Here is a 19,444-nt window from a genome sequence, read left to right on the forward strand (position 1 = left end):
CGCTAATCGCATGCCCCGCCCGGCGTCGTGATGCACGACTGGTGGCTCGCGATGGTGGTCGCGTCGTTCGGCGAGATTCGCCACGTCGCAGCGCCGGATCTGAAGTATCGGCAGCATGACGGCAATGCGGTCGGCGCGAGCGCGACCAACGAGCGCGGCGCGGCGCGAGCCGGCGGCGGCAGATCGAAGCCATCGCGGATCAAGTGCGGGTGTTCGTGCGACGCTTCGGCGCCGAGCTGCCCGTCGATGCGCGTCACGACATGTATGCGTTTTCGCGCGGTGTCGCGAGCTGGCGCGGCGCATTCGAGTTCGTGATGATCAGCCACACCGGCGAGACCTTCGTGCGCTCGGTGAAGATGTTGCGGCGCTTGCGCGCGAGCGTGCTGAGCTTCGGCGTCGAGGTGCGAAGGCCGAGTCTCGCGCGACGCTTGCGGCAGCGGCGGGATGCGTCGCGCGGACTTTCGTGACCCATGTGGCGTCGCCAGGCACCGCGAGATCCTATCGTCGTCTTCAGGCCTTTCTGCCCCGCACGACCCGCTTGATCCAGATGCCCGGCGCGTAGACCATCGGGCAACTCGCATACAGGAACATCCGAATCCGCAGCCCGAGCTTCACGCCGGCGCTGCGCGTCACCAGCCCGAGGCGTTCGCCGAGGCTGCCCGCTTCGAGCATCGCATGGATGAACTGCTCGCGCGCGAGCTTCGGCGCCATCGCCGCGCGCATGCGTTCGCCCACACCGGCGATCTGAGCGTCGCGCTGCAGTTGCGCAAGCTCCGCGAGTCCGTAGCGATTGCTTTGCCGCATCCGCGCGATCAGCTCGTCGACCGACTGGTAGCGGCGCTTGCGCGAAAGTCCGCCGCGCCGATAGCGCACCAGCGGCTCGCGCAGACTGATCGCGCCGCCCGACAGGATCGCGCGCAGCACCATGATCTGATCCTCGGCCGCGGCGCCCGGCAGCATCGGCCCGAAGCGCTCGATCAGGCGTCGCGACCACGTATGTGCCGCGCCGATCAGCCATGGACGCTCGACGAGCCAGTCGTCGAAGCTGCGATAGCGATCGAGCTCGGTCGGGCTCACGCGCTCGTGCACGTGACCCGCTTCGTCCATGTCGGCGAGATCGGTGGCGATCAGGTCGGGGCGGCGCCCATGCGCGAGCCAGCAGTCGACGACGCGCTCGCAGCGCTCGGGCGCCGACATGTCGTCGCCGGCGGCGACGAACAGCAGTTCGCCGTGCGCGAGCTGCGCGAGTTGCGACAGGTGCGCGCTGATGCCCTGGTTCACGGTATTGCGCCGTGCGTTCACGCGATGCGGGCCCGCGTAGCCGGCGAGCGCCGCTTCGATCGCGGCGTAGGTGGCGTCGCTGGACGCGTCGTCGGAGACGATGATTTCGAGCGGCTCGTAGGTTTGCGCGAGCGCGCTGCGCACGGCGTCGCCGATCTGCTCTGCCTGGTTGTAGGCGATCAGCAGCATCGAGACGAGCGGGCGGGCGGTATCGGCGGTTGCGGCGGACGGCGGACTATCGGTCATGGAGTCGGGACGAAGGCGATTGGCCTAGATTCTAGCCGCTGACGGCCGCGCCGCGCGACGCACGCGGCAAACCCGGGCACCCCGAGCTGAGCCCGGCGAAACCCATCCTTTACAATTGCCGCTGCCCCGAAACTGCGCACCCACGGCCTCGCCCGCGCGTGCGCCTCACTGAGACCGATCCTTGTCAGAGCCAACCCGCGACGCAGCCCTCGACCCGAACCGCCGCCCCCTCACCGACATCGCGCTGACCGCCCAGGCGCTGAAGAACAGCGGCGGCGCCGAGCGCTACACGCGCGACGTGATCGCCGGCCTGCATCGCCTGGGTTTGCGCCCGACGCTGTTCGCGCGCGAGATCGACCGCGCGCTGCCCGAGGCCGCGTGGATCGATGCGCAGCCGCTCGACGTACGCTGGGCGCCGCGCAAGCTGCGCAACCTCGCGTTCGACTGGCGTCTGAAGCAGCGGTTGAAGCGGCATCGTCCGGCGTGCGTGTTCTCGATCAATCACTCGACGCATGCCGACGTCGCGTTGTGCGGCGGCACGCATCCGGGTTCGCTCGAAGCCGCGGGCCGCGCGCCGCGCCGCAGCGACGAATGGCAGATCGAGCTCGAGCGGCGCGTCTACACGCGGGCGCGCTCGATCGTCGCGCATTCGCAATTGATGAGCCGCGAGTTGCAGCGTTTTTATGACGTGCCGGCCGCGCGGATCGACGTGCTCTATCCGCCCGTCGATACCGCACGCTTCCGGCCGCTCGACGCCGCCGCGCGCGCGGCCGTGCGCCGCCAGCTCGGCGTGCCCGACGATCGCGTGATGTTCGTGTTCTCGTCGACGAGTCACGAGCGCAAGGGCTATCCGCTGCTCGAAGCGTTTTTCTCGCGCACGACGCTACCGGTCTGCCTCGTCGTCGCGGGACGCCCGGTGCCGAAAACCGGCGACACAATTCGTTACGCGGGTTACAGCAAGGAGATCGAAAAACTGTTCGCGGCCGCCGATTTCACGGTCGTGGCGTCGGCGTACGAGCCGTTCGGGCTGGTCGGCGTGGAGTCGGTGATGTGCGGCACGCCGCTCGTGATCGCCGACAACGTCGGCTCGGCGGAGACGGTGAGCGGTGCCGCGAAGATCGAGTTCTCGCGGCAGACCGCGGGCAGTTTCGAGCGCGCGATCGAGCAGGCGGTCGAGCGCGTGAAGAGCGGCGCCGCGCGCATCGCGACGCCGCGCGACAGCCTCGTGTACGACCCGAGCGTCGACGCGCACGTCGCGGCGCTTTACGAGGTGTTCACGCGGGGATGAGGGCGGCGCTCCGCGCTCGGGTTGCCGCTTCTCGTCAAATCAAAATCAATCGCGCGGCTGCGTCTCGCGCACGACCGCGGCTGGCGCCGGCGTGGTCCGCGCTTCGCTTCGCAACTCGCGCTTGCGTGCTTCGATCACCGCCAGCAGCGTCGCCACCAGCGAGGCGAGCAGCACCGCCACCATCATCGGCACCAGCACGTCGATAGTGAGCCCGAAGATCACCGTGCTCGCCGCGACCGCGAGACCCGCGTACGACGCCGCGCGAATCGCCGGATCGGTCGCATGCCGGTGTCGCCAGAAATACACCGTGATCCCGTAGTAGAACAGCAACAGGCAGATCACGCCGACCGCGCCCATCTCGGCGAGCGTCGAGAAAAAGTCGCTATGCGCGCGCTCGTTGACGATCTCGGCCTTCACTTCGCCGCGCTTCGCCATCACGCCGAGCTCGTCGACCAGATGGCCTTTGCCGACGCCCCACACCGGATGCCGCTCGAACATCATCCGCGACGCGTTCCACAGTTGCAGGCGCAGGCCGGTGGCCGTGTCGTCCTCGCCCTTGCGCATCATCGACACGTCGTTCGGCACCTCGGCAAAGCGCTTCTGAACCCGTTCGGTCGACAACAGACCGCCCGCCCCGATCACGATGACGAGCGTCGCGATCAGCAGGCGCTTCTTCTGCGTGAACCAGTGGTACTGCATGCCGAGCAGCACGACGAACACCGGCACGGCGACCCAGCCGCCGCGCGAGCCCGACAGAAACGATGCATAGCCGCCCGACACCAGCGCGAGCACGCGCGGCACCAGCACGCGCCAGTCGCGCGGATTGTCCCAGCCAAGCGTGAACACCGACAGGAACCCGAGCAGCAGCGCGGTATCGCCGAACGGAATCGCGTTCGTGTACGAGTTGTTCAGGCGGTTCGCGTCGGTCCAGCCGCCAGGCGGCTGATCGATGAACGCCCATGCGCCGACCGCGAGCGCGCCGGCCGCGCAGCCCCAGCCGATCATGCGCAGATTGCGCGACGGCAATTGCCGCAGCAGCAGGAACACCAGAAGCGCGAGCACGAAACGCGACGCATTGTCGAACTCGCGTGGCAGCCAGTAGCCGAGCACCAACTGCTGCGCGCCGATCCCGACGACGAACGCGAGCATGCCGATGGTGAACCAGCGGTAGGTCCGCAACGCGGAGAAATAGCCCGGCATGCGCCGGTTGACGATGGCCGCGCCGAGCGCGAGCGCGACGAGCGCGAAAAAGCAGTAGCCGGTGCCGCCGCGCCACATCAGATTGACGGCGGGCGCGAGAAACAGCAGAGCCGACGTGAGCCAGACCAGACTGGAAGCAAAAATCATAGGTCTACGTTATCGATGAAAACACTACCGTTCCGGTGGTGAAATTGCAGGGGGCGCCGGACCATTTGAGTTTCTCAAGACGGTAGAGCGATCCGGATTATAACCATGCGCTTCCTTGCGAAATGCTTGCTGCCGAACGCGGGGAGGTTCCGCAGGTCCGTGGCATGCGGGTGGGGCGGGCGCGGGCGGCGTCTGTCGTGCGAGCAGGCGGGGGCGGTACAATCGCGCGACATTCATGGCCGGGGCGCGGCGCATGCCGCGCCCCGCGCCCAGCTCAACGGACCGACTCGATGTTCTCAATCATCATCCCGACCTGGAACAACCTGCCTTATCTGCGCCTCGTGATCAAAAGCCTGCGCCGTCATTCGACGCATCCGCACCAGCTCATCGTGCACGTGAACGACGGTTCGGACGGCACGCTCGCGTGGGTGCGCGACGAGGGCATCGAGCACACGGCGTCGCCCGGCAATATCGGCATCTGCCACGCGGTCAATATCGCGGCGGCGCGCGCGACGCAGGACTACATCGTCTACATGAACGACGACATGTACTGCTGCCCCGGCTGGGACGACGCGCTCGTCAAGCGTCTCGCGCAGATGCCGGCCGACAACCTGTTCATGTTGTCGGGCACGATGATCGAGCCGGTCGATTCGGGCAATCCATGCGTGGTCGTGCGCGACTTCGGCCGCGACGCGCAGGCGTTTCGCGCCGACGAACTGGTCGCCGCCGCGGCCGGTCTCGTGCGCGCCGACTGGCGCGGCGCGACGTGGCCGCCGACGCTCGTGCATCGGGACTGGTGGTTCAAGGTGGGCGGCTACAGCAGCGAACTGAGCCCCGGCATGAGCAGCGACAACGATTTCTCGATGAAGCTGTGGGACGCGGGCTGCCGCGTGTTCGTCGGCGTCGGCGACAGTCTCGTCTATCACTTCCAGCAGAAGAGCACCGGCAAGATCGTGAAGAACGACGGGCGTCGCCAGTTCCTCAACAAGTGGGGGATGACACAGGCGACCTTCGACCGCTATTACCTGCGCCGCGGCACCGCCATCGACGGCGCGCTCGCGGTCAGCGAGCCCGAGCGCACCGGCCGGCTGCGCCGTGCGCTGCTGAAGTCGCGCATCAAGCGGGCGTTGGGCTGACGGGCGCCGAGCCGAAAACGGCTGCTTGACGCGCTGCGTGTGTCAAACGCCGCCCGTCACGAGCGGCAGCACCGTCAGATCCGGATGCGTGCCGTCGACGATGCTGCGTCCCACGTGCACCGCTTCGTAGAGCGCGTCGTCGAGGCTCGCGAAGCTCTCCTCGCCGTCCGCGTGAAACGGCACCGCATGGCCGGGAAGCTGGGGGTTGGCGCCCGGATGGCAGACGTAGCCTAGATACGTGTAGCGGGTGTTTTTCGCGGCCGCATCGGCGGCATGCGCCGGGTTGGGCGGATCCTTCGCGACAGGTGACACGTGTATCTCGAAGCCTTCGTATTGCACTGTCTGCCAGCTTGCGGTTTGGTCGGCCATGACCGCCTCCGTCTGCGTCTGTCCTGTCCAAAAGTCTAGGTGATTTGCCGCCAAAACGAGCGGGCCGGCGACTACGGCAAAACCATGACGGCTTCGACTATGGAGGCGCTGCTGGGAAGTGGGTTGATGAAGCGCATTCTGCCGAGATCGGCGACGTTTGATAATTGGCCGATAGGTGAAAGGAATTTCGGTTTATTTTTGAAAATAGGCGGTCTGCGGGATTGCGTCCGCCAGGACGCCCCGGCTGGTTCTCCTCGGATAAAATGTTGCGCTTTGCCTAAATCCGACTTCGCTCATGTGGTTCAAAAACCTTCAGCTGCACCGTCTGCCCGCGCCGTGGTCCGTTAACCCTGAACAGATGCAGAAGTGGCTCGCGCCGTACGCGTTCGCGCCCGGCCAGAGCGTCGAGATGCAGGCCCAAGGCTGGGCGCCCCCGCGCGACGGCGACTCGCTGGTCTATGCAATGAACGCTCAGATGCTGCTGACTTTCCGTGCCGAGAAGAAGCTGCTGCCCGCGTCGGTCGTCACCCAGGTCACGCGCGAGCGCGCGGCCGAGCTCGAGGAGCAGCAGGGCTTCAAGCCGGGCCGCAAGCAGATGCGCGACCTGAAGGAGCAGGTCACCGACGAGCTGCGGCCGCGCGCGTTCAGCATCCGCCGCGATACGCGCGTGTGGATCGATTGCACGAATGGCTGGCTCGTGATCGACGCGGCGTCGCAGGCGGTCGCCGACGATGTGCGCGGTCTGCTCGTGAAGTCGATCGACCAGTTGCCGCTGATGACGGTGCGCGTCGCGCAGTCGCCGGTCGCGGCGATGACCGGCTGGCTGCTCGAGGGCGACGCGCCGGCGGGTTTCACGCTCGATCAGGACACCGAGCTGCGTTCGCCCGCCGAGGGCAACGCGACGGTGCGCTATGTCGGGCATGCGCTGGACGCCGAAGACATGCGCCGCCACATCGAGGCGGGCAAGCAATGCATGCGGCTTGCGATGACGTGGAACGATCGCGTGTCGTTCGTGCTGACGCCGTCGCTGACGATCAAGCGCGTCGCGCCGCTCGACGTGCTCAAGGAAGCGAGCGACCCGACCGCGCAGAACGACGACGAGCGCTTCGATTCCGACGTTGCGCTGATGACGGCCGAGCTCGACCGCATGCTGCGCGATCTGCTCGATGCGCTGGGCGGCGAGCAGGGCGAGCAAGGGTTCGCGTTGCCGCAGGCCGTCGCGGCCTGAGCGTCAGATTCTCGCGCTGTCGAGCGCTTCGACGAGGGTCCAGTAAGGCGTGATCGAACGCAAGCGGATCGGGTAGGTCCGCTGCAGCAGCGCGAGCGTCGCGTCGGTATCGGTGAGCTGATAGATGCCCGACACGCGCAGATCGGCGACGTCGTCGGCATAGCGCAATACGCCAGCGTGATAGCGCGCGAGTTCGTCGACGAGATCCGCGATACGCATGTTGTTCGCGTAGAGCAGGCCACGCGTCCACATCGCCTCGCGCGGGTCGAGCGCTTGCGGCGCCGCGACGCCGAAGCGTGTCAGCGTGCACCGTTGGCCTTGCGTCAGCACCAGCGCCGCGCCCGATGCCGGCCTCACCAACGCGTCGCCGCGAAACGCGGCCACGCGCGTGAAACCATCCCCTTGCCTCACGCTGAACTGCGCGCCGCGCGCTTGGACGACGCCTTCGGCCGTCTGCACGAGCAAAGGCGCATGAGTCGCTCGGGCGCCCGGTGCGCCGCCAAAATCGCTCACGGGCCGCACCATGATTTCCCCTCCGAGCAGATCGACGCGCCGAACGTTCGCCTCGAACGCGGCGTTGATCGCGCTCGCGCTGCCCAGCGTGATCTGAGTGCCGTCCGCCAGCAGCACGTCGTCCAGTTCGCCAGTCCCGGTGCGGAATTCGGCGGTCCACATCTGCCACGGCAAGCGGCTCGCGAGCCAGCCCGCGGGCGCGGCGATCGCAAGCCCCGAGAGCGTTTTCAGCGCGCGCCGCCGTCCCTGCGACACGCCGGCAGCATCCGCGTCTTCGCGTAGCGCGGGGCCGACGTCCGCGGGCACGGCGCCGGTTTCGCGCCGTAATTGCTGCGCGCGCCGAAGCATTTGGTTAAAGATGCGGTACTCCGGACGCATTTGACAAATGTGATTTAAATCGAATTTAGCAGATCGGGATTTAACAATTTATATCTGTTAATAATGATTTGCGGCGCATATTCGGATCGAGTTCACATCGAATTGACTCAATACCTTATCCTAAGCGGAAACGTGGGCTCCGATTGCGTCAGGGCATGCAGACCCATTGTCATCGATACAAAAAATTTAGGCTATGTGTGGATCGTTTCTTTTCGTGAATTCTTAAGCAGAAATGCGGCTAATTGCGCTGCAATAGAACGTGGCATTTTTGTCACGAATTACAGCGTGCCGGGTTTAGCTGACGAGCGTGTAAATCTGATGAAACTCTTCGCATGCGCACGGCGCTGACGACGGTCTGGGCACAGCCGGCCACTCATGAACCCCGGTAAAACTCCGTGCGCTGCCCCACCTTCGATGCAGACGAAAAAACGACAGGCGTATCAAAGGCTTGCGGATTTTTCCGGGAAGTTATGCACAGATTTGCCAACAAAAACTGTGGGTAACTTCGAGCGTGTCGTCGCGCGTCGAAGCACCGTTAGTCTTCGAGCGCCCACGCGCGCCTGCGGCGCAGCAGCGCCGAGCCGATCGATACCGCCGCGCCGATGCCGCCCATCGTCAGCGACAGCGCGACGATCAGTGGGCCGGTTTGGGTGCGCGCCGAGACCACGCCGACGAGCAGGCCGGCGAGCGGCTGCGTCAGGTTGTTCAGCAGAATCGCGACGCCGATGGTCTTGCCGTAGTCCTCGGGCGGGATGATCTGCAAACGCGCGCTGCGGATGTAGACGTTGAACATCTTGTCGAAGCCGACGATCAGCAGGAAGCCGAGCGCATAGCCCCACGGCGACGCGCTCGCGCCTGCGATCACGCCGCCCGCGCAGATCGTCACGAATGCGACGAGACCGAGCACGCGCGCCGGCCATCCGGCGCGCGCAACCGTCAGCAGCACCAGCACCGTGGCGATCGCGCCGGCCGTTTGCAGACCGGCGTAGTAGCGGCTCGATTGCGCATGCAGACCCGTCACCATCGCCGCCGACGTCGCAAGCGTGACACCGATGACGAGGTTCTCCGCGGCCGCGAGCATGATGACCTTCTTCAGGCCCGGCAGCGTCCACACGTGATCGAGCGCGATGCGCAGCGGCGTGGTCCAGTGGGCGGCGGGCGTGAGCGATCGAGCGGACACAGGCGAAGGCGCGCGAAAGCCGCTCAGTCGCTGCCAGACGAACAGTGCGGCGTCGGCGCACAGAAACAGCACGCCGGTCGCGGCGACCACCCATTCCCAATGCCACACACCGAGCAGCAACGCGGCGAGCATCGGCCCAAGCACGAAGCCGAGCTGATCGGCCAGTTGCGAATACGCGAGCACCTTCTGGATCTGCTGCGTGCTGAAGATCTGCGGCAGCATCACCTCGCGCGCGACGAGTCCTTGGCTCGTCAGCACGCCGCACGCGGCCGACAGCGCGATCAGCCAGCCGATGCCGCCGAACAGCGCATATGCGGCGATACCGCCGAAGCATGCGAGCGCACGCACCGCCTGGCTCAGCCGCATCAGGCGCAGCGGTGGAAAGCAGTCGCAGAGCGCGCCGAAGAACGGGAACACGAGGTAGCGCGGCAGCGTTTCGATGAAAAACGCGAGCCCCGACCACGAGACCTGGCGCGTCGTTTGAAACACCACGAGCGGCACCAGGAAGAGCAGGATCTGATCGGCGAGACGCGCGATGAACAGCGAGCAGAAGAAGGCCTGATGGTTGACGCGCACCGTGGTTGTCTCGCCGTGTTGGGGTCGAGACCGATCCTATCAAAAGATCGCGCGGGCGAGGCGGGGCGCCCGCTGGCCGCCGTCCTATTCGCCGCGATACGCCTGTTCGAGCGGCGCGATATCGAGCTTGACCATCTTCATCATCTGCGCCATCACGCGGCTTGCCTTGGCGCGATCCGGGTCGCGCAGCATCTCCAGCAGCACGTTGGGCGCGATCTGCCACGACACGCCGAAGCGGTCCCGCAGCCAGCCGCAGGCCCACGGCTCGCCGCCGCCGTCGAGCAGCTTCGACCAGTAGCGATCGATTTCCTCCTGCGAGTCGCAGTGCACGAACAGCGAGATGGCCGGCGTGAATTTGTATTGCGGGCCACCGTTCAGCGCCATGAACTCCTGGCCTTCGATTTCGAAGGTGACGGCGACGACCTTGCCCGCCGGTCCTGGGCCGGCGTCCGTGGCGTGCAGCGTGGTGGCGATGCGCGACGCCGAAAACACCGACGTGTAGAACGCCGCGGCTTCTTCCGCGTTGCCGTCGAACCACAGGCACGGCGCGATTTTCTGCATGACGTTGCTCCTTCGGGATTGGTGTCGGTGGGCGTGGGCCAGCGAGTGCCCGACGCCCATCGGCCGCTCACTTCTTCTCTTGGGACGAACACTCCATCGCGGCCATCGCCTGCTGGATTTCCTCGGCGCTCAGGTCGCGCTTGTGCGTCGCGAGCGACCAGCTGTGGCCGAACGGGTCCTTGACCTGGCCGTAGCGGTCGCCCCAGAACATGTCGGTGACGGGCATCGTGACGGTCGCGCCCGCGTCGACCGCCTGTTTGAAACTCGCGTCGACGTCTGGTACGTAGTGGTGAATCGTGACCGGCGTGCCCTTCAGCGTGTTCGGGCCGAAGGTCTGGTGCTCGGGCCATTCGTCGGTCAGCATCAGCATGGAGTCCCCGATTTTCAGGGTCGCGTGCATCACCTTGCCGTCGGGGCCCGGCAGACGGATCTGTTCGACGGCGTTGAAGGCTTTCGTGTAGAACGCGATCGCTTCGGCGGCGTTCTTGCAGATCAGGTACGGCGTGAGCGAGTGCATCCCGTCCGGGATCGGTTTGGCTGCGGCGCTGGACATGACGGTGACTCCTTGAAGTAACGGTTCCTCAGTGGAAAGACCGGCTGCGTGAGCTGGGTCTTCAACGTTACGACGAGTTGGTCACCGTCGGATCGACACTCCGAAAAAAATATTTTCAGGCGCGCGGGAGGGCGGCCCGCCATTTATCCCGCCGGATTGTCCTCGTCCGCCGGCGGCGCGGACGACGGCGCCGTGCTGCCCGCCGGCGCGCCGAGGATGCTGATCTGGAACGTGGGCGTCGCGGCGAGCGACTGCAGCGTCGCGTCCTCGGGGATGCGTTCGTCGAGCGGCAGGATCACCGAGCCGCCGATGACCGCGCGCCGGCTGTTGTCGGCCGGACGCAGGCCCCACACGTCCTGATAGACGATGGGGACCGTGGCGCCGTTGCGCGTCGTGTTGCCGAGGTACAGCATCACGTGGCCGCCGATGTAGATCAGCGTGCGCAGCGGCACGCCATGCCGCGCCAGATAGTCGAGCCGTTCGGCGGGTGTCGACTCCGACAGATCGACCATGCGGCCGGCGCTCATCTGCGTCGACGAATGGCGCGGCAGCCACACGCCGAACGCGGCGAAGATGCTTTGCAGTTCCGACGAACAGTCGTTGTAGAGCCCGCTATTGCCCCAGCCGTACGGCCGGCCGATCAGCGCCTTCAACAGCATCGCGAGATGGCGCGGTGTCGCGGCGAGCGGCATCGGCGTGATCCGCGTGGCGTCGAGCGACGCGGTGCGGATCAGCGCGCGGCCGTCGACGTCGCGCGCGGGAACGAGGAGCTGGAGTGTGCCTGCATTGGTGCTGGTCGCGGCTGGCGATGCCGAGGCACCCGCCACCAGCGGCAGCATCGTCCCGGCCGGGGCAGCGAAGCGGAACACGCCGTGGCTGTCGTTGACCGCCGCCGACGCGACGATCACCGCGCCCAGCGACTTCCCGGCCGCCGCGCGCCATTGATCGATGAAACCATCGTCGGCGAACGCGACGCCGTCGCTGCGCACCCAGCCCTGCACGTCGGGCGTCTGCACGTAATGCCACGCGCCGTCGACACTGCTACCGAGCACATAGAGCGGCGTGCCGGGTCGCACCGCCGAGATCTGCAGGTTGTCGAACGGATAACCCTCGCCGGCCAGGCGATGGTCGTAGAACGACGGATCGGTGGTAGGCAACTCGCGCACCATCAGGTTGCCGGTCGCGATCGCGCGCCGCTCGGGCTGATAGACCGGCGTTTGCGTGAACTGCGCGACGTTGATGTTGCGCGCGATCGCGTCGATCCACGCCTTGTCGTGCGGCCGGAAGTTTTCGCCGTAACCGATGACCCTGCCACGCTTGCCGGTGTTGTCGAACCTGTCGATGCGGCGCTGTTGCAGTGCGGCAATGTCCTCGCCCTGCTCGCGAAACACGCGTGTCGTCACCCAGGCGGGATTCCACGGCGACGGCGCGTTCTCGCCCGTGCCGAAGTAGCGCGCGAACAGCGCGTCGAAATGTGCGCGCTGCTCGGCGGCGCTGAGAAACGGCCGATCGTAGTCGGGGCTGTTCGGATCGAGCCAGTGATCGACGTTCTGGTCGTAATGGGCGAGCGAAAACAGCGTGACGTTGTCGACGAACGCGTGCGTGCCGCGCGGCGGCGTTGGCGTGCTGCACGCGGCGAGCGTCGTGACGGCGACGCACAGCACGACGGCGCGGCAGGCACGGCGGGAGAGAACGGCGACGGGCATAAAGATTCGGCGTATGAGGTGCACGGCCACGATGATACGGTGTCGGCGATGCGCACGGCGCATCGGATGTTGGGCGGGGGCGCGCGCGGCTTCGATTACACTCGCTTTATCCGTCCACCCGCGCGTCGCCTCGCGCGACAATCGCCAGGGAGTCCGCCATGAAAACCAGCGCACGCAATCAGTTCAGCGGCGAAGTCACCGACGTCAAGCACGGTGCCGTCAACGACGAAGTCACGCTGCGCACGCCGGACGGTCTCGAGGTCGTCGCGATCATCACGCACGGCAGCGCGAAGTCGCTCGGGCTGGCGACCGGCAAGCAGGCGTTTGCGCTCGTGAAGGCATCGTCGGTGATCGTAATGGTCGATGTCGCGAGGCAGCAGGTGTCGGCGCGCAACTGCATCGAAGGGACCGTCGCGGCGGTGACGACGGGCGCCGTCAATTCGGAAGTGACGATCAGTGCCGGCAGCGCGCAGATCGCGGCGATCATCACGAACGACAGCGTCGAGCGCCTCGGCCTCGCGAGCGGCAAGGCCGCGACGGCGGTTTTCAAGGCGTCGAGCGTGATTATTGGGGTCGATCAGTAAAAGGCCCGGGCCTCTGGGACGGGTACTCAACGAGCTCTCACTGATCGCGGATGGCGCGAACGATGATCCCGTCCCATCCAAAAACAATCCTGTGAGCGTCCATCCGGAAGATCGCAAAACAATTGTCGCTATCTACGACAACGGTTGTAGCGGGCAACCCGGTTTCATTCACGCGGAGGTCGAACTGTTTCTTCAACGCCGAAAGCGTGTCAATTCGTTTGACGGTAAAACCTGTGTTGGGCTTGGACACGGCCGGTGATATAGCAAAAATAGAGTCGAAAAAACCCGTTCGATTTAAATTAATGCGAAATGAATATTGATGTTATCAAGATAGAAACTATTAATAAGGAGGGGTAGTCGAGAACCGAGGGGGACGGCGAGCGTAGACGCGCGGCGCGTGTCACAGCGTTCGACACCCGCACGCGGGGATTGCGCTTGCTTTACACTTCACCCCTTACCGCTTTCCATCCCGCTCTGATCACGGACGCCGTCATGTTCGAAGTTTCCTCCACCTCGCATCTGCCCAAAGCCGCGCAATATGAAGAACTGGTCGCGCAGGCGCGCGCGCTGCTGGCCGGCGAAACGGACTGGATCGCCAACGCAGCGAATTTCTCGTCGTTCGTCTTTCATTCGTTGAGCGATCTGAACTGGGCCGGCTTTTACTTTCACGACGGCCGCGAACTGGTGGTCGGCCCGTTCCAGGGCAAGCCCGCGTGCGTGCGCATTGCGCTCGGCAAGGGCGTCTGCGGTACGGCCGCGCAAACCCGTCAGACCCAGGTCGTGCGCGACGTGCACGAGTTTCCCGGCCATATCGCATGCGATTCGGCGTCGCAATCGGAAATCGTCGTGCCGCTCGTCGCGCCCGACGGCACGCTGATCGGCGTGTGGGATGTCGATAGCCCGGTCGTCGCGCGCTTCGACGAGGAGGACGCGAAGGGCATGGAAGCGTTGTGCGCGGTGTTCATCGAGGCAGCGCTGCCGCGCGGCGTGTAGCGTCGCCGGTCCGCTCCGCTTCGGCAAGCAAGTCGCGTACCGCGAGGTGTAACGGAGGGGCAGGAACGCATCACGCGTCGGCGCGATGTTCGCGAAGGCGCACGCACGCGGACCCGACCCTCGCGCCGATGTTGGCTGCGTTGGGCACGTGGGCCAGGTCGCCGGATGCGTCGTTGGCTGGCCGCAATCTGCCCCAGAGGGCGCAGGCTGTGCTGGAGCAGTCGGGGTGTGACGTGGCGGCTTAGAGGTTAGGGCTTGTTGCTAGTCGCTGCAATCTGCGCAATCTGACACGCCGGGACCGAAAAAGTACATTGCCATCGGCCGCCAATCTATCAGAGGGGATCTCCGCTCTATTGGGTCTCGAATCTATCCAGCAAGCCAATCTATCAGCGCAACCTAATCGATGAAGCAACCGAATCTATCCGACGTCCCAATCTGTCGGGAGGCACTTCAATCTTTCAATCTATCGGGTCGTTTCAATCTGCTGCAGTTTTCGCGTAACCGCAGCTTGTCGCGATCGGCCGCAGCCGACCCCAACGAGACATCCGAACTTGGATTTGCAGTCGTCCGTTGCCAAGCGGGATCTGGCCATTCAGGAAACCGGTTCCGCGCACTGGCGATACCATGGCAACCGAGAGCCGCGTCGGAGTAATCGGCCCCCCTCAAGGATCGAGTTGCCAACGCAGTACGGGATGGGTCGCGCCGGCCGGCAATGCCCAGACGCCGGTTGAACTGAAGTCGAACGTCGGGCCGAAGCTCAATGGCACGCTCATCTGCGCGGTGGTGAGTCCATTCGCGATCGGCACGGGGGCACCCGCGCCCACGCCGACCGTGGCTCCGGTTGTCTGCGTGTCCCAGAAGACGTCGTTGGCGATCGTGCCGGCATTGCTGGTCGCAACACCGAGCGCGGGCGGCCCCAAGCCTGGGATAATTTCCTGGATGACGTTGCCCGTCGCGAAGGATTGCTCGATCGTGCCGGTGTTGCTTTGAACGAGCGCGGCGCTCCCCCGGCCAAAGCAGAGCCCGCCGCCGCCGCCACCGCAGTAGTCGGGCGTGAACGTAACGGTCCCGGTCGCATATGACTGCGTAATCAGACCGTCGTTCGTGCCTACCAGACCGCCAGCGCCCCAAGTGTGAGCAACGGCATTCACTGTGCCCGTCCCGGACGTCGGCGGGATGTCCGGGCTTTGTGCTTCGTACGACTGCCGGATCACGCCGGTGCTGAAGTTGTATCCGACGAGGCCGCCCAACACGCCCTCGCTCATCATCGACGCGTCGCTGGACGAGCGTGTGATCGTGCCGTAATTCGAGCCCACCAGGCCGCCGCTGATCGAACCGATCGAGACGAAACCGTTAGACGGCGAAAGGCTGCCACTCGTCTGGGCGTGCGCGATCAGGCCGTCGTTGACGCCGGCCAGGATGCCAAAGGAGCCATAGCCGCTGATGCTGACGAAGCCATTTACGCTGACGTTGCGAACGACAGCCGTTGCGCCGATCACACCGAACAGACCACTCGCTGCCTCGAAATTCGCCGGATCGCTTGTGGCGGCAACACTCTGCCACGCATTCAGATTCGAGATCGTGTGGCCCATGCCATCAAACTGCCCGGTGAACGGCGTGGCGCCTGTTCCGACCGGCACATAAAGGCCTGTGCCGCAGCATCGTGGCGTGCTGATGTCGATGTCCTTGCCGAGCGCATAGTTGCCAGCAAGCTCGAACGATATGTTTTCCAGATCCGCCAGCGAATTGACGAGCTGGTAGCCGGTGATCTGCGTGATCAGTCCGCTGTTGGATGGTGCCGTCCAGGTCGTGTTGGCGAGCAGCGTCCCCGGCGCGTAGGTGCCGTTCATGTCGTACAGCGCGCTGACCGTCCCGGTGCTTTTCGACCAGTCGATCGTGCCGCCGTTCGTCACGCTGCCGCCGTTATCGATGCCCGTCGCGTCCGCGCGCAGCGTGAGGTCACCAGAACCCGTGTCGCGGATCTTCGTGCCCGACGAAAGCGCGACGTTATGGTAAGCCGCGAGCGTCAGCGCCGACGCACCGTGCCAGTCGATATCGGATGCGATCAGCAGGTCACCGGCCGCACCATTGGCGCCGGTGGTCGTGAGGTCGACCGTGCTGCCCGCGTTCAGGCTGCGCTCGAGCGCACGCGCGACTGAGGCGTCCACGGTGAGCGCTGGCGTCGCGATGTTCCATCGACCGGCGTACACGGCGGCGCCTCTCTGGAACGACAGTTGCGCTGCCTCGGTATCAACCGTGCCTCCGCGGCCGTCAGCGTTCTTCGCCACGATCGCGCCTTGTTGCGACACCGTGCCGTCGTCCGCCACGAGCCACACGTGGCCGTCGCGGGTCGCCGTGCCCGTCGCACGGATGCGCGCGCCGCCGCCCGCGAGCGCGTATACGTTGCCGTCCGCGGCTTGCAGGCTGATCTGCGCGGCGCGCGTGGTACCCGAATCAATCACATTGCCCGCGCTGCCCGCCTGGACGAATACCTGTTGGCCGCTCGACGAGTCCTGCAGCAGCACCTTCGATCCGACCGCGAATTCCGCCGTGCCTTCAGGCGCATTGACAGTTCCAGCGTTGATCACGGTCCGGGCGAGCAGGAACACGTCGCCGCCACTGGAGCTGATCTTCCCGAGATTCACGACTACCGCGTCCGAGTTGCCCGACAGGGTAAGCGCGCCGCCGTTCATGAACGCACAGTTGCAGGTGTCCAGCGTGGATGCAACGAAGCGTCCGCCCGTCGCCACTACGCCGGATCGACCCACGACGATGCCTTGTGGATTGATCACGTACACGCTGCCCGTGGCACTGAGCGTGCCGAGAATCGCTGAGAGCGAGCCACCCGTCACCCGGTTCAGGGTTGCGCCCGTGCCGTTGGCGAACGTCACGCTGTTGTGCCTGCCGATCGAGAAGCTGTTCCAGTCGATCACACCGCGTGTCGAACCGGGTTGCGTGATCACGAGGCTGTTGCCCGCGCCCGCTATCGTGCCAGTGCCAGCGACGTAATGGCCGCCCTGCGGCAGGCTGCCCGCCGCGAACGCCACGGGTGTCAGGCAGAGTCCAGTCAGCGAAATGCCGACGGCGAGCCAGAGGTGTCCGCGCGAGTGCTGTCGATTCCGTGCGCGTCCCGCGGACCGAGGTTGTTCTGGACGTGACATACAGCCCCCTTTCCGCATGCATGCGGAATGGCCGCCAACGACCCGCGGAGCCGACCGGAGACGCGTGAGTCGCCGTGTCTGAAGAATAGCAGTTGGCGTCGCGCATGCATGCCGATATCTCAGCGTCTGGCGCCTTCTTATGGGGCTTTTGTGCCATCTGAGGCGTGGCGAGACTTACGATGGCGTCGATAAGATCCGACGCCAAATTGCGTCAAGGCAACAAGAGCAGCGACTGCGTCTTCTACTGTGTCGGTCTCAAGGTGAGTTGTCGACAGCGAAGATTATGTTGATCGCAGATAGGCGTTCATGTTCCGAAGGCCAATGGCAGCTTGCGTTTGCAGAACCGACGTCTGAACGTCTCTTCTACAGTAGGGACGTATGACACTTTCTGGCCGAACTGAGACCGTCGAGGCAGCCGCGTTGCTAGCGGCGCATGACTTCTACGACGCGAACGCGCTTCGCATGACGGATAGCATTGCCGTCGCCCGCTCGGGCGTGATGCCACCATCGGTCGGCCACCTGTAGTAGGTGTGCTTATCAAACGCAGATGCAGATATGGGCGATCCCCACAAGAAAGACAATACAATGCAGTGGGAATGACCAGCCATCGAAACCGCAGCGACTATGCGGTTCGTGTTGTGAATGCGCATGGCGCTCACCATAGGTGCCGGAGCGCTGCCCGAATATCCACAAGCAAGGCGGAGATCATCCTCAGCGCGGGGTTGATGCGGCGGCGGCATGGCGGGCCGATACGCAATTAGGCGTCACTTAGCGCGCTACCAAGGCCCAAATGGGTACCTAGATGGGTACCAGCTTCCTTCTTTGACGCGATTTATGGACGGAAAGCCTTTCTGGATAAGGCTAGAAAGGTTTACATCAACACAATATCGTACTGCTCCTGACTCAAATTCGACTCCACCTGCAACGACACCGGCTTGCCGATGAAATCGATCAGCATTGCCAGATGCTGCGACTCTTCCTCGAGAAACAGATCGATCACCTGCTGCGAAGCGACCACGCGAAACTCGCGCGGATTGAACTGCCGCGACTCGCGCAAAATCTCCCGCAACACGTCATAGCACACCGTGCGCGCAGTCTTCACTTGCCCCTTGCCCTGGCAAATCGGGCAAGGCTCGCACAGCACATGCGCGAGCGACTCACGCGTACGCTTGCGCGTCATCTCGACGAGCCCGAGTTGCGAGAAACCATTGACGGTCACCCGCGTGCGATCGCGCGACAACGCCTTCTTCAATTCGCCTAGCACCTGGTCGCGATGCTCGACGTTTTCCATATCGATGAAATCGATGATGATCACGCCGCCGAGATTCCTGAGCCGCAGTTGCCGCGCGATGGTATGCGCGGCTTCGAGGTTGGTCTTGAAGATCGTGTCGTCGAAGTTGCGCGCGCCGACGTAGCCGCCGGTGTTCACATCGATCGTCGTCATCGCCTCGGTCTGGTCGATCACGAGGTAGCCGCCCGACTTCAGATCCACGCGACGCGATAGCGCGCGCTGAATCTCGGCCTCGATGTTGTACAGATCGAACAGCGGCCGCTCGCCGGTGTAGTGGTGCAGCTTCGACGATACCGCCGGTGTGAACTCGGCCGCGAAATCGGCGAGCATCTGATGCGTCTCGCGCGAATCGACCTGGATGCGCGACGTCTCATCGTTGACGAAATCGCGCAGCACGCGCTGCGCGAGATTCAGATCCTGGTAGAGCAGGCTGGTGGGCGGCATGCGCTGGGCCTGCGACAGAATCGTCGCCCACGTCTTGCGCAGATACGCGACGTCGGCTGCGAGCTCTTCGCTCGTCGCATCCTCGGCGATCGTGCGCACGATGTAGCCGCCTTTCTCGTCGGCGGGCAGCACGGCGGTCAGACGCGCACGCACGGCCTCGCGCTCGGCTTCGCTTTCGATTTTCTGCGAGATGCCGATGTGCGGCTCCTGCGGCAGATACACGAGCGTGCGCCCGGCGATGCTCACTTGCGTGGACAGCCGCGCGCCCTTGGTGCCGATCGGATCCTTGACGACCTGCACCATCAGCGTCTGACCTTCGAAGACGATCTTTTCGATCGGCTGATGCGGTGTTTGATGTTGCGCTTCGCCGGCGATGCGCGGATGCCAGATGTCGGCGACATGAAGAAACGCGGCGCGTTCGAGGCCGATGTCGATGAACGCCGATTGCATGCCGGGCAGCACGCGCACGACCTTGCCGAGATAGACGTTGCCGACGCGGCCGCGCGACAGCGTTCGTTCGACATGAAGTTCCTGGACGGCGCCCTGTTGAACGAGCGCGACGCGCGTTTCCTGCGGCGTGACATTGATCAGGATTTCTTCATTCATGGT

At 64.9% G+C, this 19,444-nt stretch carries 18 protein-coding genes; 5 read left to right on the plus strand and 13 right to left on the minus strand.

Going from position 1 to position 19,444, the window contains the following annotated elements:
- Positions 1–2: 2 nt before the first annotated feature.
- The 3 genes from HDG37_RS07780 to HDG37_RS07790 are packed head-to-tail and all read right to left on the minus strand — an operon-like array spanning position 3 to position 1,527.
- On the minus strand, positions 3–257 hold the full coding sequence (locus HDG37_RS07780) for a hypothetical protein (protein ID WP_184045831.1): 255 nt from the start codon (positions 255–257) through the stop codon (positions 3–5).
- Positions 254–472 carry a hypothetical protein gene (locus HDG37_RS07785; protein ID WP_184045833.1) on the minus strand — a complete coding sequence of 73 codons (219 nt, stop codon included), beginning with the start codon at positions 470–472 and terminating at the stop codon, positions 254–256. The genes HDG37_RS07780 and HDG37_RS07785 overlap by 4 nt, the downstream gene beginning before the upstream one ends.
- Before the next feature lie 38 nt (positions 473–510).
- A complete protein-coding gene (locus HDG37_RS07790; RefSeq protein WP_184045835.1) occupies positions 511–1,527 on the minus strand; it encodes a glycosyltransferase family 2 protein in 1,017 nt (338 codons plus the stop codon).
- A gap of 181 nt (positions 1,528–1,708) precedes the next feature.
- Here HDG37_RS07790 and HDG37_RS07795 point away from each other — a divergent pair, with 181 nt between their 5' ends.
- Positions 1,709–2,815: a glycosyltransferase family 4 protein gene (locus tag HDG37_RS07795; RefSeq protein ID WP_184045837.1), complete on the plus strand. Its 1,107-nt coding sequence runs from the start codon at positions 1,709–1,711 to the stop codon at positions 2,813–2,815.
- 45 nt (positions 2,816–2,860) lie between these two features.
- Here the strand turns inward: HDG37_RS07795 and HDG37_RS07800 are convergent, their stop codons facing one another.
- Positions 2,861–4,162, minus strand: a complete 1,302-nt coding sequence (locus HDG37_RS07800; protein WP_184045839.1) for an O-antigen ligase — start codon at positions 4,160–4,162, stop codon at positions 2,861–2,863.
- 290 nt (positions 4,163–4,452) lie between these two features.
- Between HDG37_RS07800 and HDG37_RS07805 the strand changes: the two genes are divergently transcribed.
- The gene (locus HDG37_RS07805) at positions 4,453–5,298 is read left to right on the plus strand and encodes a glycosyltransferase family 2 protein (RefSeq protein ID WP_184045841.1); all 846 of its coding nucleotides are present in this window, start codon (positions 4,453–4,455) and stop codon (positions 5,296–5,298) included.
- 42 nt (positions 5,299–5,340) lie between these two features.
- Here HDG37_RS07805 and HDG37_RS07810 read toward each other — a convergent pair whose 3' ends face one another.
- Positions 5,341–5,667 carry a hypothetical protein gene (locus HDG37_RS07810; protein ID WP_184045843.1) on the minus strand — a complete coding sequence of 109 codons (327 nt, stop codon included), beginning with the start codon at positions 5,665–5,667 and terminating at the stop codon, positions 5,341–5,343.
- A gap of 295 nt (positions 5,668–5,962) precedes the next feature.
- Here HDG37_RS07810 and HDG37_RS07815 point away from each other — a divergent pair, with 295 nt between their 5' ends.
- Positions 5,963–6,895 carry a recombination-associated protein RdgC gene (locus HDG37_RS07815; protein WP_184045845.1) on the plus strand — a complete coding sequence of 311 codons (933 nt, stop codon included), beginning with the start codon at positions 5,963–5,965 and terminating at the stop codon, positions 6,893–6,895.
- 3 nt (positions 6,896–6,898) lie between these two features.
- On the opposite strand, the gene HDG37_RS07820 is transcribed toward HDG37_RS07815, so the two are convergent.
- The 5 genes from HDG37_RS07820 to HDG37_RS07840 form a co-directional block, all read right to left on the minus strand.
- Positions 6,899–7,714, minus strand: a complete 816-nt coding sequence (locus tag HDG37_RS07820) for a FecR domain-containing protein (protein WP_311541158.1) — start codon at positions 7,712–7,714, stop codon at positions 6,899–6,901.
- A gap of 607 nt (positions 7,715–8,321) precedes the next feature.
- On the minus strand, positions 8,322–9,542 hold the full coding sequence (locus HDG37_RS07825; RefSeq protein ID WP_184045849.1) for an MFS transporter: 1,221 nt from the start codon (positions 9,540–9,542) through the stop codon (positions 8,322–8,324).
- A gap of 84 nt (positions 9,543–9,626) precedes the next feature.
- Positions 9,627–10,103 (minus strand): VOC family protein, encoded by a 477-nt coding sequence (locus tag HDG37_RS07830; RefSeq protein WP_184045851.1) that lies wholly within the window; start codon positions 10,101–10,103, stop codon positions 9,627–9,629.
- A gap of 67 nt (positions 10,104–10,170) precedes the next feature.
- Positions 10,171–10,656 carry a VOC family protein gene (locus HDG37_RS07835; protein WP_184045853.1) on the minus strand — a complete coding sequence of 162 codons (486 nt, stop codon included), beginning with the start codon at positions 10,654–10,656 and terminating at the stop codon, positions 10,171–10,173.
- A 143-nt stretch (positions 10,657–10,799) separates the two neighbouring features.
- Positions 10,800–12,362: an SH3 domain-containing C40 family peptidase gene (locus HDG37_RS07840; RefSeq protein ID WP_184045855.1), complete on the minus strand. Its 1,563-nt coding sequence runs from the start codon at positions 12,360–12,362 to the stop codon at positions 10,800–10,802.
- A 158-nt stretch (positions 12,363–12,520) separates the two neighbouring features.
- On the opposite strand from HDG37_RS07840, the gene HDG37_RS07845 reads away from it, so the two are divergent.
- Positions 12,521–12,946 (plus strand): molybdopterin-binding protein, encoded by a 426-nt coding sequence (locus tag HDG37_RS07845; protein ID WP_184045857.1) that lies wholly within the window; start codon positions 12,521–12,523, stop codon positions 12,944–12,946.
- Positions 12,947–12,983: 37 nt separating this feature from the next.
- Here HDG37_RS07845 and HDG37_RS07850 read toward each other — a convergent pair whose 3' ends face one another.
- A complete protein-coding gene (locus HDG37_RS07850; RefSeq protein WP_260332792.1) occupies positions 12,984–13,196 on the minus strand; it encodes a hypothetical protein in 213 nt (70 codons plus the stop codon).
- A 242-nt stretch (positions 13,197–13,438) separates the two neighbouring features.
- Between HDG37_RS07850 and HDG37_RS07855 the strand changes: the two genes are divergently transcribed.
- Positions 13,439–13,939: a GAF domain-containing protein gene (locus tag HDG37_RS07855; RefSeq protein ID WP_018419924.1), complete on the plus strand. Its 501-nt coding sequence runs from the start codon at positions 13,439–13,441 to the stop codon at positions 13,937–13,939.
- A gap of 662 nt (positions 13,940–14,601) precedes the next feature.
- On the opposite strand, the gene HDG37_RS07860 is transcribed toward HDG37_RS07855, so the two are convergent.
- Both HDG37_RS07860 and rng read right to left on the minus strand, forming a co-directional pair.
- On the minus strand, positions 14,602–17,100 hold the full coding sequence (locus HDG37_RS07860; protein ID WP_221311923.1) for a filamentous hemagglutinin N-terminal domain-containing protein: 2,499 nt from the start codon (positions 17,098–17,100) through the stop codon (positions 14,602–14,604).
- An 871-nt stretch (positions 17,101–17,971) separates the two neighbouring features.
- The gene (gene rng / locus HDG37_RS07865) at positions 17,972–19,441 is read right to left on the minus strand and encodes a ribonuclease G (RefSeq protein ID WP_018419966.1); all 1,470 of its coding nucleotides are present in this window, start codon (positions 19,439–19,441) and stop codon (positions 17,972–17,974) included.
- Between the last annotated feature and the right edge of the window lie 3 nt (positions 19,442–19,444).

This window comes from Paraburkholderia sp. MM5384-R2, assembly GCF_014201025.1.
GTDB lineage: Bacteria > Pseudomonadota > Gammaproteobacteria > Burkholderiales > Burkholderiaceae > Paraburkholderia > Paraburkholderia tuberum.

Coding starts and splice junctions, on each gene's coding strand:
- HDG37_RS07860 (WP_221311923.1), bottom strand. CDS start 17,100: ATGTCACGTCCAGAACAACCTCGGTCCGCGGGACGCGCACGGAATCGA.
- HDG37_RS07805 (WP_184045841.1), top strand. CDS start 4,453: ATGTTCTCAATCATCATCCCGACCTGGAACAACCTGCCTTATCTGCGC.
- HDG37_RS07840 (WP_184045855.1), bottom strand. CDS start 12,362: ATGCCCGTCGCCGTTCTCTCCCGCCGTGCCTGCCGCGCCGTCGTGCTG.
- HDG37_RS07815 (WP_184045845.1), top strand. CDS start 5,963: ATGTGGTTCAAAAACCTTCAGCTGCACCGTCTGCCCGCGCCGTGGTCC.
- HDG37_RS07845 (WP_184045857.1), top strand. CDS start 12,521: ATGAAAACCAGCGCACGCAATCAGTTCAGCGGCGAAGTCACCGACGTC.
- rng (WP_018419966.1), bottom strand. CDS start 19,441: ATGAATGAAGAAATCCTGATCAATGTCACGCCGCAGGAAACGCGCGTC.
- HDG37_RS07790 (WP_184045835.1), bottom strand. CDS start 1,527: ATGACCGATAGTCCGCCGTCCGCCGCAACCGCCGATACCGCCCGCCCG.
- HDG37_RS07830 (WP_184045851.1), bottom strand. CDS start 10,103: ATGCAGAAAATCGCGCCGTGCCTGTGGTTCGACGGCAACGCGGAAGAA.
- HDG37_RS07810 (WP_184045843.1), bottom strand. CDS start 5,667: ATGGCCGACCAAACCGCAAGCTGGCAGACAGTGCAATACGAAGGCTTC.
- HDG37_RS07855 (WP_018419924.1), top strand. CDS start 13,439: ATGTTCGAAGTTTCCTCCACCTCGCATCTGCCCAAAGCCGCGCAATAT.
- HDG37_RS07785 (WP_184045833.1), bottom strand. CDS start 472: ATGGGTCACGAAAGTCCGCGCGACGCATCCCGCCGCTGCCGCAAGCGT.
- HDG37_RS07835 (WP_184045853.1), bottom strand. CDS start 10,656: ATGTCCAGCGCCGCAGCCAAACCGATCCCGGACGGGATGCACTCGCTC.
- HDG37_RS07800 (WP_184045839.1), bottom strand. CDS start 4,162: ATGATTTTTGCTTCCAGTCTGGTCTGGCTCACGTCGGCTCTGCTGTTT.